This is a genomic window from Mucilaginibacter inviolabilis, from assembly GCF_011089895.1.
Lineage (GTDB): Bacteria > Bacteroidota > Bacteroidia > Sphingobacteriales > Sphingobacteriaceae > Mucilaginibacter > Mucilaginibacter inviolabilis.
Genome location: NZ_JAANAT010000002.1, coordinates 491,389 through 504,387, shown reverse-complemented (window position 1 = coordinate 504,387; position 12,999 = coordinate 491,389). Strand labels below are relative to the sequence as shown.

Sequence of the window (12,999 nt, the reverse complement as noted above, 5' to 3'; positions counted from 1 at the left end):
AACACATTCCTGCTAAGGAGAGTTTATAATTACCAAGCAAACCGTACCCTAAAAGTGGTAACACTATAAATCCATTAATTAGCTAGGGCAATAAAGAAAAAAGGCTGCCTTTAATCCATCCAGACATTTTTAGCAACCGGCTAAACCAGCAAATATAAATTATTACCATTACAAGTCCTGTAAGGTAATGAAAGACAACGCCAAATAATGAGGTATATAAAAAAGCAATATGGCCGGTTATTGGCCGGCCATATTGTAATAATAATTTTAAAAGTCCGCCACCTTCCGCCTTAATATGGATCATAGGTGCAAGTTGGAGCAATAAAGTATTTACCGAGATGGCGATAAACCCGGCAATTAAGGCGTCATTTAATAAAGGCATCTTACGCTTAATTATTCCCAACCCCATTTTTTAAATATCGCGTGACCCGCTGCGCTTTGAAGGAACTGAACAAATTGATTTGACTGCTGCCTTTGCTTACCGTTTGTCGTTAATGCTACGGGAGTACCACGGTACAAGAGTGATGAGGCCGGAAATTCTACTACCTGTGTAATACCTTTCAGGTTTTCATGCCATGAGGCATAAGTAATCCAGGCGTCATAGGTATTATCTTTTTTCCAAGCATCTATGCCCAAAGCGGTATTGGCGAACGAACCTGAGATATTCCGCTGGATATTTTCAATCAGACCCTCTTTTCCGGCAATATCTTCCCATAATCCAAATTGCCCTGCACCGTTCACATCTAAAATATGTATCCCCCGTTTGGTCAGGTCTTTCAGCGATGCAATATGTTTAGGGTTTCCCGGCCTGACCAAAATGGCTGCTCTTCTTTTATACAGCTCAACTCTTGTACCGACATCAACCATCCCCGGATGGGTCTGGATAAACTGGGTAAGCATATATTCGGCACCTCCATAGATCACATCGGCATTTTGCTGAGCCGGGGTCAGCCATTTAGGCTCGGGGCCTCCCGTTACGATTACAGGAATACCTGTCTTTGCGGTAAATACTTTAGCGCAATCCTGCATCGCCGATAGTGGGCCTCCCGGTCCATAGACGTGCAGGGTATCAGTTTGAGCGTAAGTTGCGAAACAAACCGCCATTATCATTGCGATACTTAAAATGTATTTTTTCATGATTATCTTCTAATTATTGACCTGCCATTACCGTAGTTTTATTGGCATCGTTGATCAGGATCACCATTTTATAATCAGCCATAGGCTTGCCTACACTCTTAATAATACCGGTAGACTGACCGCTGAAAGCTCCCTTGGCATCCGTTTTAAATGCATTGATTACATAATCTGTTTTGTAGGGCTGTTCGGTGGAATTGGTGAGTGCTAAAGTATATGCGGTATTAGCTTCCAGCTTTTTGAAATCCTGTTGTACCAGGTCGGTTAAGCCTACACTTCTTGCATTGAGCATGCCTGTAGCGCTGATCGCGCCGGTGCTTTTCATTTTAATTACCTGGCTTTTATTACCTGCATTCAGGGGTGATAAGCCCGTCGTAAGAGGTGTTACCGGTCCCGCATTAACAGCGTACAGTAAAGCCTGTGGGCACTGACCGATCGGGATCGTTTTTACAATGGCCATTTTTACCAAGTCCACTACCTGAACCTGATCATCATTCTCCAGCCCTACATAAGCAAATTTACCATCGCCGGAAGGCCATACGCCATGTGGTAATGAACCCGTGGTTATGCTATCCACCAGTTTGAAACCCTGGTTGATATCAAATACTTTCAGGGTGTTTTCGCCGCCAACGGTCACGAGCATTAAGGGCACCTTGTTGGTAACGGTAAACGTAACGTGATTGGTAATCGGGCCGGTATTGAACACTTTTTCTATTTTATTGGTGGCGGTACTGATCTGGGTTACCTTGCCAACGTCTTTATGGGTCATTGCGATCCATTTACCGTCAGGGCTGCAAAATATATTCGGCGAGAACGGGCTGACAACCGGGATACTTTTAACTACTTTATAGGTCGCCGTATTCACCACATCCAATTGCGCCGTAAAGCTGGAACATACATAGGCCCATTTTCCGTTCGGGGTAAAGGAAACCATGCCCGGCCCGTCTGCCACAGGAACTCGTTTGATCTCTTTCAGCGTGGCGGCATCGATCACACTGATGTAAGCTTCACCTCTTACCGAGATCCAGGCTTGTGTGCCCGACGGATTAAACGTAGCCTCATGCGGCGACCTTCCAATATAAACTGTTTTCAGTAACTTGTTGGTGGCAGTAGAGATAAATGTAACTGAGTTGGAGCCGATAGATACGGCGGCCAGTAATTGCCTTTTTGGGGTATAGCCCAGGCCGTGTACCAGTGCCTGGCCTTTATAAAGCGGACTTAAGATCTCCGGCTGGGGTTTTCCCAATACGATCTCACCCAGATAGGTTTGCGTTTTAGGGTCTATCACCGATACCGTATTTGAGATCTGGTTACCGGTGTACACACGGTCCTGTGCGCTTAATTTAGTCAGCGGCAATAACAGGAACAGGATCATTAATTTTTTCATCGGTGTTTGTTTATTGGATAGGTGTGAATTTCTTCATTTGATCAATTTCGATCTGCTCATCCGAGATAATACTTTCGGCAAGACGCTTGGTGTTTTTATCGGTCCCGTATTGCAACGCCACCTTAGCCATGTCAATAGCGGCCTGGTGGTGCGGGATCATGACTCGGGCAAAAGCATTGTCGTCGTTACTTAGCGTTTTATCTTTCGGCATTTGCTGCATCATGACCACCATCATTTTTTGATTGGCCTGTTGATGAGCTTTGCCTTTGCCGGCAAATGTTTTGGTATTGCGTAGCAGCAATTGCATTTGCTGGATCTGCACCAGTTGTTCGGCTTTGATACTTTTGGCCAGTTGGATCAGCTCCCGGTTTTTGCCGTGCGCTATTTCATAATTCGCCATATCCACAGCGCCCTGATGATGCGGGATCATCATCGCCAGGAAATCTTCATCGGCTGACGCGGTGGGTACGACCCTATCCATATTAACCATCATCTGATCCATCATTTTCAGGTATACGTTTGTTGAAGTAGGCATCGACATTGACATAGACATATCGTGATGCTGAGCTTTGGCTACACCAAAAAGCGACATCAACAAAATAACAAAACTGAGTTTTGGCATCATATAAAATGAATATTTATAAACATTGAACCAGTCTATTGTTTTGTCGGCTGCGGCGTATACCTTAAATAAGGTTTCACAATACGATGTCCTTCGGGAAACTTTGATTCAATATCTTCTGTTTTAACACCTAAGCCAATAATGACATCCTCGCCTGCTTCCCAATTCGCTGGCGTAGCTACGCTGTATTCGTCGGTTAGCTGTAAAGAATCTATCACCCGTAATACTTCATTGAAATTACGCCCGGTAGATGCCGGATAGGTGATCATCAGTTTAACTTTTTTATCAGGCCCGATGATAAATAAGGAACGAACGGTGGCTGTTGCCGATGCATTTGGATGGATCATATCATATAACATCGATACTTTTCGATCTTCGTCTGCAATAAGTGGAAATTCTACGCTGCAATTTTGGGTTTCGTTAATATCACTGATCCAGGCAAGATGCTTATCAAGCGGGTCTATACTTAAAGCAAGTGCTTTTACATTTCGTTTATCAAATTCGCTTTTTAATAGAGCAGTCTTACCCAGTTCAGTAGTGCATACGGGAGTATAGTCGGCAGGGTGAGAAAATAATACGCCCCAGCTATCGCCCAGGTACTCGTAAAAATCAATTTCCCCGATGGTAGTTTGTGCGGTAAAGTTTGGAGCTAAATCTCCTAAATGCAATGACATATTTTTAATGTTAATGTTCGTTTATTATTTGGTTGTAAATCCGTATTTGCGGTATATCGCTTTGGCTGCCGGGCTAACCAAAAAGTCCATAAAATCCCTGGCTGCCTGTGCATGCGGCGCATTTTTTAGTTGTCCTGCAACATAAGTCGCGTTGATATTCTGATCAGAAGGGATCTCGACCATATCAACCGGGTGTTTGATCATCACCTGGTAATAAGCCTCACTATACCATACCGGGGCAGCGTCCGATTGACCGTACATAATACGCATCGGTGATTGACGGTGATGGATCTGGGTAAGGTAAGTGGTACTATCCTTTAACTTATCTTCCATAATAGTCTTACGCAAAGATTCTGTACCTGCGAGTACATAAGCCTGCTCAATGCGTTTACCTATCCCTTCAAAATCCGGGTTCGGCATACTAACACGAATCGCAGCCTGCCCTAAATCTTTTAATCCTTTAATATTTTTCGGATTGCCTTTCTGTACCATTATAGCCAGACGGTTATAGGCGTACGGTTCGGTTTTGCTGAAGTATTCCGGCATTTGATCTGTACGGTTTTTTCCTGCAGTATATACATCAGGTTTAAGCGTAATACGCAGGTTTCCGATGGTGATCGAACCACCCATAATTTGTTTGGCTAAAATGCCCGGAGGCAACGTTTCCGCAAATACCCGCTGATATTGCGGATAAGCCTTCTTAAATGCCGCCATCATATCATCCAGGCACATAAACTGGTTACCGGCAAAGAACACAACTAACTGCGGGTCGTTGATGTCACCAAACAGGTCGGGAACATTATCAACCCCCGGCACGGTAAACATCACCTTGCTTTCCGGCGGAGTGTTCCAGGGCGGATCAAACCGGTGCTCCTGGGCTTTAACTTGGTTGCTGCATGCAATAAATGCTGCTACGCTAAACAATATATTTTTATAATTTTTCATTTGACTTTAATGTTTGTAAATGATTTTTAGAATGATAAGGAGGTTATGGATGAACGACAGCCCAGCCTTGATATTGACGGATGATAATCTCGCCATTACCGCTTGGTACGTAGGATACAAACGGGAATAGGTCGTTTTTATCTATTTTTCGTTCTTTGATCGTATTGCTGCATTGAGCTAAAACAACACCTTTGGCTTGCAAGTCTTTTAAGGTTTGCTCATATGCGCCGCTCTTCATATAAACGGCAACGCCATCGCCGAAGGCGATAAGCTCCACATGCAATTTGCCTTTCAGGCGGACATCTTCCAGCGCGTTGTCAATATTGCGCAGCGTGCCCTTTATTTTTTTATCGTCGTTTGAATTTAGGATGTATAGCGCATCGTAATGCTTCAATTTTGCTGTTGCGCCGGTAAAAGCTGCCGGATCGGTTTGGGCGCTTGCTGTTTTTACAAAAGTTAAAAAGGCAAAGGCTACTAAAATTAAGGTGTACTTTTTCATGGTTTTTATGTTTATGATTTTTTAACGGTTAATTCTTTTTGTGCGTCTTTGATTGGCTTAAAGGGGCCAAGTTTGTGCTGTTTTTCGCTAAAGGCATCCGCATACGGCCCAAAAGGAAAATCTATCGGTTTCTTTTTCAAATCCTTCCAGTCATTGTGCTGGTCTTTGTGCGGACGGGGTTGGGTGTTAATAAAGGCTGCTACGTTCCAGGCTTCTTCATCTGTCAGCTGTGGACTTTCATAAGTGGCGCCGAAAGGCATATTGTTTTTAACAAATCCGGCAAGATTGGTCAGCCTGTACATACCCGCACCATCATTATAACTATGCTTACCCCATAGAGGCGGATTGGTGTAGGATTTTTTATCGGCCGCTAACATGCCTTCTCCGTTATTGCCGTGACAGCTTTGACATTTCATGGTAAAAACCGCCTTTCCTTTTATCGGATCGGCAGCCCCATCCATGAAGGCCAACTTTTCTGTTGCACTTCCGAATAGTTTCTGCCCTTTTTTTACATCCTTACCGATCCATTTCATGTAGGCCAATATAGATTGGATCTCTTTTTTTGAAGTATCCGGTACTTTACCTGCCAGGCTGCGTTCAAAACATTCCGCTATTCGTTCTGAAGCTGGCTCTACCTTACCGCTGCGCCCACTCATTTTTGGATAGCTGGCAATGAAACCGGCGTAATCGTTTCCGAACAATTTAGTGCCGCCTGCAAGGTGACAATTCTGGCAGTTCATGCCGTTGGTAATATGCGCAACCGAACCCTGCGGGCCAAAATATTGAGATGTATGTACTAAAAGCTCTTTTCCATAACGAATCATGTCGCCTGCTTTTCCTGCCGGGATGGTGCTTTCATCCGGCGCTTTCCAGGCATCTGCAGGTATGGCTCTCGGCGTAGTTCCAGCTGCGGCAAGCGGAGATGAAGGAGCAGTAACACTGGTTGTAGCTGCGCCCTCATTTGCTTTGGGGCTTGCTGTAGTTCCCGATCCGTTATTGAATAAGGAAACTATTGTAATTGCCATACATGCTACAGCAATCAACGTAATATAAATCGTATAGCGTGATACCTTTACTATCGTTTTAACCAGTTCTTTTTCTTCTTCGGGTTGCATGATACTATTATTTATTAAGAGGATTATTATAATTCTTTTAAGCTTAAAAGAGCGCCGTTAATGTCGTAAATTATCTGGTAATCTTCCCATGAGCCGTAACCCTCGGTAGCCATTGTACTTCCGCTATGATTGTCAATGGTTAAAACATATAGCGTTCCGTTTTGGGTGGTAACTTCCTTGATCTCATCTTCATAGAATGAAGCATATTTGCTGTTCCTCAATGCAGTTTTAACTGCCAACGGCATGTCTTTGGTCCCGCTTAGCTTTATCGAACTTTTTAACCAGGTTCCGTCTGCAGCGTAAACAGCAGTTTGTTTTTTGTGGTTAAGCTTAAATTCTGCCTTGTAACCGGCTTTGTCCATTTTCCAATCCTTAAGTACTGCGCCGGGATATTTAGCTGTAAATTCAGCAGTAACTTGTTCTGGCGCTTTTACACCGCCTGTTGCAGCATTGGCGTTAATTGTAAATCCTGATACCATCAGGATAAGTGCTGTTTTGATTATTGAGTTTTTCATTTTGTAATATTTTGTTGTTATTTAATACATCAAAAGTAATTACAGAATGAAGGGTATTTTTATCATGATTAATGATGTTCAATAACTAAATGTTATTAAACAATTTTGATTATAGACCCGGTATCAGGTAGATCACTAATAAGGCACCTACTATCACAATAGCTAGGGTTAGTAAAAGTGAAGGAAGCTGTGATGGCTTATAGGCCTTATTTAAGAGTTGCTTTTCCGTATTTCGATATCTCAAGTACGAATACAAAGCCATAAAAGCACCAATGGCCACCAGTAAGATTCCAATTTGTGTAGAATAACCTTTGCCGGGTAACACGGTTTGTTTAGTATTCAAGACTAATGAGATCTGTTTAATAAAAAGCGCAAATTTTACCACCACAAAGCCGAAGCCCATTATGGCAACACTGGTCCTGATCCAGGCTAAAAATGTTCTTTCATTAGCGAGGTGGTCGCTGGGGTTTGAGGTTGGCTTGTTTTCTTCGGTTGACATAAGTGTTTCATAAACAACAAAATGTTTAATTAGTTAGCAACGATTTACTTTATAGGACGGTAAGCCACGACAATTAAGCTATTGAGGCTTTACTAATTATAAGATAACTCGTTAAACAAGTATAATCTCAGGTAATGAAACCATAACTTGTGCTTAATGTTATTGAGTAGATAAATAATTAAAACATGGATGAATCGATAAATGCTAAAGAGCGCGACGAAAGGGAATTTGAATCAAGTGAGGCTTATGATTTTGAGTATTGGGCAAAACACTTTAAAATTTCAGTCGATGAATTAAAGTCCGCAATAAGTAAAGTAGGAAACTCTACAGAAGAAATAGAAAAGTATTTAAAAAAATAAGGTAGTGAAGATTACAAAATACATTCATTCTTGTCTTTTATTTGAAAAAACTGGCTTTAAAATTCTATTTGATCCTGGAAAGTTTTCTTTTGCTGAAGGGTTAGTCACAGCGGAAATGTTTAATGATGTGCAATCGGTGATTATCACCCACAATCATCCCGACCATTTGGATATGGAGAATTTGAAAAAGATAATTGAACTAAGTAAGGCTACTATTTATACTAACGCAGAAGTTTCGAAAGAACTTTTTGCCAATGGTTTGGAAAGTATTCTTGTCGAAGAAGGCGAAATGACAATTGGTCCTTTTAGTTTGGATGTTTTAAATGTTGCTCACGAGCCTATATTGGATAGCCCCTTCCCGGATATGCAAGCTTACGTTATTGACGATACAATATTGAATCCGGTTGATTCGTTTGAGCTAAAGCTTTATGCATATGAAGGAATAAATTTATTGATTCTTCCAATCATGGCACCCTTTACTACCGAACTGAAAGTTGCTGAATTTGGCGACAAAATTCATCCAAAGCATATACTTCCGGTTCACGACGGCTATGCGAAAGACTTTTTTCTGAAGCAACGGTATGAGAACTACGCTAAACATTTCAAGAAGAGAAATATTGAATTTTATGCTGCCGGAGAGGCTGGGTTTAGTGTAGAAATTGATTAAAGGTGGCTTTCCTGCTTGTCCTTACTATCATAAAAATGTTCCTTTATGATAAGGTTCTTGTTATTAAAGACATTTCTTTTACAGATAAAATTCTAACTTAATTAGTAGTTGAATTCACCATCCCATTTTCAACGCTTAGGCACCAAAAGCGCAAGGTGGATGAAATGTCAAGGCCGAAGCACCGCTAAAAAACAAATTAAAATGCTTCGCTTGTATAGCCTTTACATTTCATCCGCCGGTCGGTAACTTTGCCGAGCGCGGTGAAATGGAATGTTTACCGACCAATTCCACGTGATTGATCTTTTTTATTTTCTTGATTCTGTTCGGGTTGCTGCTTGTCCATGATTTTTGCATATTGATTTAACTCAGCAGTTTTTACAAGGTCATTCGCCCAATCAGGAATTAATTCTGCTCGCTCCTCAATTTGGCCAGCCTCGATTGTTAAATAGGAGGTTAGCTTCCTATCTAACTCATTTGATGCAAAGCTCTTCACTAAGTGAACAGAGTCGAAATCTTGATAGTATTTAGTCAAATTCTTCAATCCCATTTCATAATTAGCTTTTATATTATCCAGGCTAACCTGATGACCACCATTCGCCACCCGAAGTTTTACGCGTTCGATAGAAGCCTCCAGGCTATCAAGTCCGAAAAAGATGAGCCTGGCTTGATAACCGGATTTTTTAAATTCAGTTACAGAGTTCATCACCTCTGAGGATCTGAAATTAGTTTCAAAGGCACAATCGAGCGACTGTTCCATTGCTTTATTCTTCCAATCGGAAAATATATGCCCATTTACGGCTTCGTAGAGATTGCCACTATCGGTGGACGGGAATTCTTTCTTTAACAATGCAAACTCCTTATCACCGTCAAATATGGGCGTACCAGGCAAAAGCATACTCGCCGACAGCGTGCTCTTACCGGCACCATTGGGTCCGGCAAAAACATACAATTGTGGATGCTTCATTAGAAACTTCTCCTGATAGTTTGGGTTTGGCCCGTATCCGCATTTACTTTTACAAGTTCACGGTGGTCAGTATATTGATGTATAAAGACATCTTTGTCTTTGCAATATGTATCGTCCTGATAAATATTATATAATCCTTTTTGCAGGTGTTCTGCTTCAACCTGTTCAATTTCCTGATCCAGCCAATTATTCTGCTCTTTTAAAGAACGTTCAAAAATCGGTTTAAATGTTAATTGATCCATTAGTTGATGCAGTTCAGAATTTTTATCTACCGTAGGTGCTATCTTTTTCCATTGCTCCAATGGAATTAATACACCAATTGGCTCATGTTTAGCATTTATAAAAATGCTAAGTTCGCTGTTCTTCTCAAACTTATTCAAATTTAACGTTTTGTTCATTGTCTTACAAATAAAGGGTTCACTTATTCTGTTTTGTCTGTATGGTGCAAAAACTGTTTTATTCTTCCAGCTTTCATTTTATGTTTTTTAAAAGTTTTATTTGGGGAGAACCGGTTAACAGTATCTCTAGTTGATATATTTTCAGCGTTGTTTTTCAGTTTAAATTCATATGCTTCGAATGCGAAGCCCATTGTCGTACCTGTCAATGCGGCTACCAGTAGGATGAGTATGCTGCAAATGATAAGCAGCCAACTTGTCTTTGGATCAAAGTAACGTTTAGCCAATGCCCTTATATCTATATTTAAGGCGTCTATTTTATCTATAACTTTTTGGAAGGATGCAGTGGACGTTTCTTTGCCGGATTCGGCATAAGCTTTTTGAATTTCCGCAAAGATCTGTCCGAACTCTTCACTGTAGTCAGGTATATAAACCTCAGGATAATTCGTTTTACTTTCCATTGCTTTAATTATAGGAACAAGGTCTTTAATATTCTCTATATGCTCTTCGAGTTTTACTTGTCTTCTTTCCATATCCGTGTTGGTTTTGACTAAGGTGTCAATAAGTTCATCTACTCCATTTATCCTTTGGTTTAGTTCATCTATTTCTTTCATCTTGATATTCCTTTACTTTGCTGTTGTTCATTTTTCTTTCGCCGTCTTCTTTCCGGGCTGTCATCGTCGTCGGCTATATTGCCAAGCATGCCACCTAATAAATCCGCTCCTGCTGATAGCGATTGCCTCAGGTAATGGGTTTCCGGCTCCGGCTTTAAATAAGTTATTTTTTCGGTCTTGTCCTGGCTTTCTCTTTCCTGCTTTGCGTTTTCCATTACTTCTCTTAGCTGGTCTGCCAAACTCTTTTCCGGTTTAGCCTGCTGTTGTTCTATTGCCTGGCTAAGCTTTGCATAACTTAAACTCCGGTCTATCTCTGATCCTTTAAATCTATATTCGCCTTTACTGAAACTGATGCCCTGTACCTCAGTGGTGCCGCTCTTATATTTCAAATAGGTAACAATACCCTGTTTAGCTAATACCTGCTTTAGCTCATTGATATTTTTTACTTTTTTGCTGGCGGCCCTGATGGCATCGAATAATTCATATTTAATTTTATCCTCACCTTTAAGCTGCTGGCGGTTAACGCGCTCTTTACCCGATGACAGGTAAAGGCCATGCTTTAAAGTCAATTCTTTAGCAACCTGTACATTGCGCTGTTTTTGAAAGTTATCGGATATGGTTTTACCATTATTACTTACCCGGTTGTAAACGATGTGGATATGCGGATGATCTTTATCTTGGTGTTTTACGATTAAGTACTGCGTGTCCTGTATCTTCATTTTTTGCAGGTACTCTTTCGCCAATGTCACCATTACCTCATCGTTCAGCTTAGCGGCATCGTTAACGCTCCAGCTTAAAGCAATATGTCCAACTGCTTTTCCTAAGTTGGGATTGTATTTTCGTTGCAGGTTAAAATCGTTGATGATTTGATTAACCTGTTGCATTCGTACGCCAGCTGCATCCAATACCACTGCATCATTTTTTTGTACCACATAGCGGATGCACCCGCCAAAGCTTCTACCCGTTATCACTTTCCCTATCATTGTTATTGAGCTGTTTTAAAGTAATATCTATCTCTTTCAAAATTTTATCGCAGTTACGAACTACCGTCAATAAACCTACCTGGTGCGCAAGCTTTGTCAATTGATTCAGGTTATTGGCAAGCTCGGCAAGCATCCAAAGGATGCGCCGCTCATCGTCTGTTAAGCGGGGAACCACCTTGGCACTTTTGGCTGCTGCTCTTATCCAACTGCTTGAACGCATGCCTGCGGTTTTGGCTTTGCTGTCAATATAAAAGCGCTCGGTCGCTGTCATCCTGATACGTATAATCAACTCCCGTTTAACCCTTTTCTTTGGTGCGCCTCCTTTGTTTTTGGGCTGGGTTACCGGTTGTTTATTAGTTGTCTTAACTGTTGCTTCCATCGGTTACCTCCTTACTTTTTCTTTCGTTTTTCCCTTTTGCAACCATCGGGCGCAAAAGGCAAGTTTGCCCGGTGCCGACAGGCATCCGGGATGTTTTTGTGGCAACAAAAACACAAACTTGCTCCTTACAAGCGGATAAAAAACGGCCATTCGCCGTTCGCCCTTTATACCGATATACATCTATACAGCAAGCAGTATTTGCTGATGAAAAAAAACTGGTTTACCGTCCCAACCCCAGCCCCTTTTCTTCAGGCGCTTCGCGCCTTGCCTCCGCTCGCAAAGCGCCCCTCCTTTGGGCGCTCAGGTAATCGTTCACATCGTTATAGCCTTTGTAAAACTCGCTGGCATCAATGCCGTTGATATCTGCTTGTCTCAACTTTTCTGCGGCGGTTTGTCCGGCCTTGTCGTTGTTTAAAAACAGAAATACATCTTTGTAACTTTTCAAAAAAGTGGTCTTGCCTGTATTCCGTTCGGTGCTGACCAGGCAAAGGAATGGGCAACATCTGCATCGGTATTTCGAGTAGAATTTTTAAATAATCCAAACCGTATTCGAGCTGGTCGCCGAAAATATGGCCCAGGTAGGCCAGCGTCCGTTCTGGCTGGCCAATCTTCGGAACATGTATAAATGGATGATACCGATTATAAAAATTGCCGATAAACCGCTTGTAATGCAGGTGTGACGGTACAAAGCAAAAGCCATCATATTTCGGTATACCGGACAGATAGCTCTTGCCATGATCTTGCTTAATGCACTCTACCGAACAGGGAAGGAGCAGTGTCATGCGGTCACCCGAAGCGAGGGGCTTTTGAACGATCTTGTAATAGGCCGTGCCGATTCGGAGATAAGGATATTCCTGTTCCATATTTCCCCTTATTTTCTGCGCAAACGGCGTTTAAAAACAAAATTTTCTGCTTTCTCGGCTATGTCTTTGTCGGTTAGCCTTTTATGGGACATCAGCCAGCTAACGATCTCCTTTTTAGAGAACCTGACACCACCGTTAGGAAGGACAATGCAGGGAATCTTTCCTGCAGATTTTAACTGGTAAAGGGTTTGGCGTGCGTAACCCGTAGTTTTCTCTGCTACCTCATAGCCTCCTATTTCATCTTCGTCGCTTGGCACCAGTATTGGTGCGGGCAAAGCTGTTGCGGATTCTTTTAAAATGGTCAACAGATCTGATACTTTAAGATCTATTACCCTGGTGTTTTCATTGATATTCATTCGACCTCCGTTTTGGTTAACGGAAGCAA

General features: G+C 41.9%; 20 protein-coding genes. 2 read left to right on the top strand and 18 right to left on the bottom strand.

The window, feature by feature from the left end:
• Positions 1-82: 82 nt before the first annotated feature.
• From G7092_RS18440 to G7092_RS18395, 10 genes are all read right to left on the bottom strand, one after another.
• Positions 83-382 carry a hypothetical protein gene (locus G7092_RS18440; RefSeq protein WP_166091331.1) on the bottom strand — a complete coding sequence of 100 codons (300 nt, stop codon included), beginning with the start codon at positions 380-382 and terminating at the stop codon, positions 83-85.
• An 11-nt stretch (positions 383-393) separates the two neighbouring features.
• Positions 394-1,137 carry a substrate-binding domain-containing protein gene (locus G7092_RS18435; protein WP_166091330.1) on the bottom strand — a complete coding sequence of 248 codons (744 nt, stop codon included), beginning with the start codon at positions 1,135-1,137 and terminating at the stop codon, positions 394-396.
• A 13-nt stretch (positions 1,138-1,150) separates the two neighbouring features.
• Positions 1,151-2,521 (bottom strand): beta-propeller fold lactonase family protein, encoded by a 1,371-nt coding sequence (locus G7092_RS18430; protein WP_202985353.1) that lies wholly within the window; start codon positions 2,519-2,521, stop codon positions 1,151-1,153.
• 10 nt (positions 2,522-2,531) lie between these two features.
• Complete coding sequence (locus G7092_RS18425) at positions 2,532-3,146, bottom strand: DUF305 domain-containing protein (protein ID WP_166091329.1); 615 nt, start codon at positions 3,144-3,146, stop codon at positions 2,532-2,534.
• 32 nt (positions 3,147-3,178) lie between these two features.
• Positions 3,179-3,817, bottom strand: a complete 639-nt coding sequence (locus tag G7092_RS18420; RefSeq protein WP_166091328.1) for a peroxiredoxin — start codon at positions 3,815-3,817, stop codon at positions 3,179-3,181.
• Positions 3,818-3,841: 24 nt separating this feature from the next.
• Complete coding sequence (locus G7092_RS18415) at positions 3,842-4,762, bottom strand: molybdate ABC transporter substrate-binding protein (protein WP_166091326.1); 921 nt, start codon at positions 4,760-4,762, stop codon at positions 3,842-3,844.
• A 43-nt stretch (positions 4,763-4,805) separates the two neighbouring features.
• Positions 4,806-5,261, bottom strand: coding sequence for a DsrE family protein (locus tag G7092_RS18410; protein WP_166091325.1), 456 nt, complete (start codon positions 5,259-5,261; stop codon positions 4,806-4,808).
• 11 nt (positions 5,262-5,272) lie between these two features.
• Positions 5,273-6,376, bottom strand: a complete 1,104-nt coding sequence (locus G7092_RS18405) for a c-type cytochrome (RefSeq protein ID WP_202985352.1) — start codon at positions 6,374-6,376, stop codon at positions 5,273-5,275.
• 26 nt (positions 6,377-6,402) lie between these two features.
• On the bottom strand, positions 6,403-6,891 hold the full coding sequence (locus tag G7092_RS18400) for a hypothetical protein (RefSeq protein ID WP_166091324.1): 489 nt from the start codon (positions 6,889-6,891) through the stop codon (positions 6,403-6,405).
• A 109-nt stretch (positions 6,892-7,000) separates the two neighbouring features.
• The gene (locus tag G7092_RS18395; RefSeq protein WP_166091323.1) at positions 7,001-7,390 is read right to left on the bottom strand and encodes a YidH family protein; all 390 of its coding nucleotides are present in this window, start codon (positions 7,388-7,390) and stop codon (positions 7,001-7,003) included.
• Between the two features lie 185 nt (positions 7,391-7,575).
• Here G7092_RS18395 and G7092_RS18390 point away from each other — a divergent pair, with 185 nt between their 5' ends.
• Complete coding sequence (locus G7092_RS18390; protein WP_166091321.1) at positions 7,576-7,749, top strand: DUF3606 domain-containing protein; 174 nt, start codon at positions 7,576-7,578, stop codon at positions 7,747-7,749.
• Between the two features lie 4 nt (positions 7,750-7,753).
• Positions 7,754-8,416 (top strand): MBL fold metallo-hydrolase, encoded by a 663-nt coding sequence (locus G7092_RS18385; RefSeq protein ID WP_166091319.1) that lies wholly within the window; start codon positions 7,754-7,756, stop codon positions 8,414-8,416.
• Positions 8,417-8,690: 274 nt separating this feature from the next.
• Here the strand turns inward: G7092_RS18385 and G7092_RS18380 are convergent, their stop codons facing one another.
• The 8 genes from G7092_RS18380 to G7092_RS18345 form a co-directional block, all read right to left on the bottom strand.
• On the bottom strand, positions 8,691-9,380 hold the full coding sequence (locus tag G7092_RS18380) for an ATPase (RefSeq protein WP_166091318.1): 690 nt from the start codon (positions 9,378-9,380) through the stop codon (positions 8,691-8,693).
• On the bottom strand, positions 9,380-9,778 hold the full coding sequence (locus G7092_RS18375) for a hypothetical protein (RefSeq protein ID WP_166091317.1): 399 nt from the start codon (positions 9,776-9,778) through the stop codon (positions 9,380-9,382). Before G7092_RS18375 ends, G7092_RS18380 begins: the two co-directional genes overlap by 1 nt.
• 23 nt (positions 9,779-9,801) lie before the next feature.
• A complete protein-coding gene (locus tag G7092_RS18370) occupies positions 9,802-10,389 on the bottom strand; it encodes a hypothetical protein (protein ID WP_166091316.1) in 588 nt (195 codons plus the stop codon).
• Positions 10,386-11,372 carry a relaxase/mobilization nuclease domain-containing protein gene (locus G7092_RS18365; protein ID WP_166091315.1) on the bottom strand — a complete coding sequence of 329 codons (987 nt, stop codon included), beginning with the start codon at positions 11,370-11,372 and terminating at the stop codon, positions 10,386-10,388. The genes G7092_RS18370 and G7092_RS18365 overlap by 4 nt, the downstream gene beginning before the upstream one ends.
• Positions 11,347-11,751, bottom strand: coding sequence for a plasmid mobilization protein (locus tag G7092_RS18360; RefSeq protein WP_166091314.1), 405 nt, complete (start codon positions 11,749-11,751; stop codon positions 11,347-11,349). Before G7092_RS18360 ends, G7092_RS18365 begins: the two co-directional genes overlap by 26 nt.
• 220 nt (positions 11,752-11,971) lie before the next feature.
• Positions 11,972-12,196 (bottom strand): toprim domain-containing protein, encoded by a 225-nt coding sequence (locus G7092_RS30995; RefSeq protein ID WP_166091313.1) that lies wholly within the window; start codon positions 12,194-12,196, stop codon positions 11,972-11,974.
• Entirely contained in the window at positions 12,099-12,614 is a 516-nt protein-coding gene (locus tag G7092_RS18350) for a hypothetical protein (protein ID WP_166091035.1), read from the bottom strand. Before G7092_RS18350 ends, G7092_RS30995 begins: the two co-directional genes overlap by 98 nt.
• Positions 12,615-12,622: 8 nt before the next feature.
• Positions 12,623-12,970, bottom strand: coding sequence for a helix-turn-helix transcriptional regulator (locus G7092_RS18345; RefSeq protein WP_166091312.1), 348 nt, complete (start codon positions 12,968-12,970; stop codon positions 12,623-12,625).
• Positions 12,971-12,999: the final 29 nt, after the last annotated feature.

Bases quoted from the DNA above. Each gene is read 5' to 3' on its own strand.
- G7092_RS18410 (WP_166091325.1), bottom strand. From the start codon at position 5,261: ATGAAAAAGTACACCTTAATTTTAGTAGCCTTTGCCTTTTTAACTTTT.
- G7092_RS18405 (WP_202985352.1), bottom strand. From the start codon at position 6,376: ATGCAACCCGAAGAAGAAAAAGAACTGGTTAAAACGATAGTAAAGGTA.
- G7092_RS18425 (WP_166091329.1), bottom strand. From the start codon at position 3,146: ATGATGCCAAAACTCAGTTTTGTTATTTTGTTGATGTCGCTTTTTGGT.
- G7092_RS18375 (WP_166091317.1), bottom strand. From the start codon at position 9,778: ATGAACAAAACGTTAAATTTGAATAAGTTTGAGAAGAACAGCGAACTT.
- G7092_RS18360 (WP_166091314.1), bottom strand. From the start codon at position 11,751: ATGGAAGCAACAGTTAAGACAACTAATAAACAACCGGTAACCCAGCCC.
- G7092_RS18345 (WP_166091312.1), bottom strand. From the start codon at position 12,970: ATGAATATCAATGAAAACACCAGGGTAATAGATCTTAAAGTATCAGAT.
- G7092_RS18430 (WP_202985353.1), bottom strand. From the start codon at position 2,521: ATGAAAAAATTAATGATCCTGTTCCTGTTATTGCCGCTGACTAAATTA.
- G7092_RS18370 (WP_166091316.1), bottom strand. From the start codon at position 10,389: ATGAAAGAAATAGATGAACTAAACCAAAGGATAAATGGAGTAGATGAA.
- G7092_RS18365 (WP_166091315.1), bottom strand. From the start codon at position 11,372: ATGATAGGGAAAGTGATAACGGGTAGAAGCTTTGGCGGGTGCATCCGC.
- G7092_RS18350 (WP_166091035.1), bottom strand. From the start codon at position 12,614: ATGGAACAGGAATATCCTTATCTCCGAATCGGCACGGCCTATTACAAG.
- G7092_RS18380 (WP_166091318.1), bottom strand. From the start codon at position 9,380: ATGAAGCATCCACAATTGTATGTTTTTGCCGGACCCAATGGTGCCGGT.
- G7092_RS18440 (WP_166091331.1), bottom strand. From the start codon at position 382: ATGCCTTTATTAAATGACGCCTTAATTGCCGGGTTTATCGCCATCTCG.
- G7092_RS18420 (WP_166091328.1), bottom strand. From the start codon at position 3,817: ATGTCATTGCATTTAGGAGATTTAGCTCCAAACTTTACCGCACAAACT.
- G7092_RS18435 (WP_166091330.1), bottom strand. From the start codon at position 1,137: ATGAAAAAATACATTTTAAGTATCGCAATGATAATGGCGGTTTGTTTC.
- G7092_RS18415 (WP_166091326.1), bottom strand. From the start codon at position 4,762: ATGAAAAATTATAAAAATATATTGTTTAGCGTAGCAGCATTTATTGCA.
- G7092_RS18400 (WP_166091324.1), bottom strand. From the start codon at position 6,891: ATGAAAAACTCAATAATCAAAACAGCACTTATCCTGATGGTATCAGGA.
- G7092_RS18395 (WP_166091323.1), bottom strand. From the start codon at position 7,390: ATGTCAACCGAAGAAAACAAGCCAACCTCAAACCCCAGCGACCACCTC.
- G7092_RS18390 (WP_166091321.1), top strand. From the start codon at position 7,576: ATGGATGAATCGATAAATGCTAAAGAGCGCGACGAAAGGGAATTTGAA.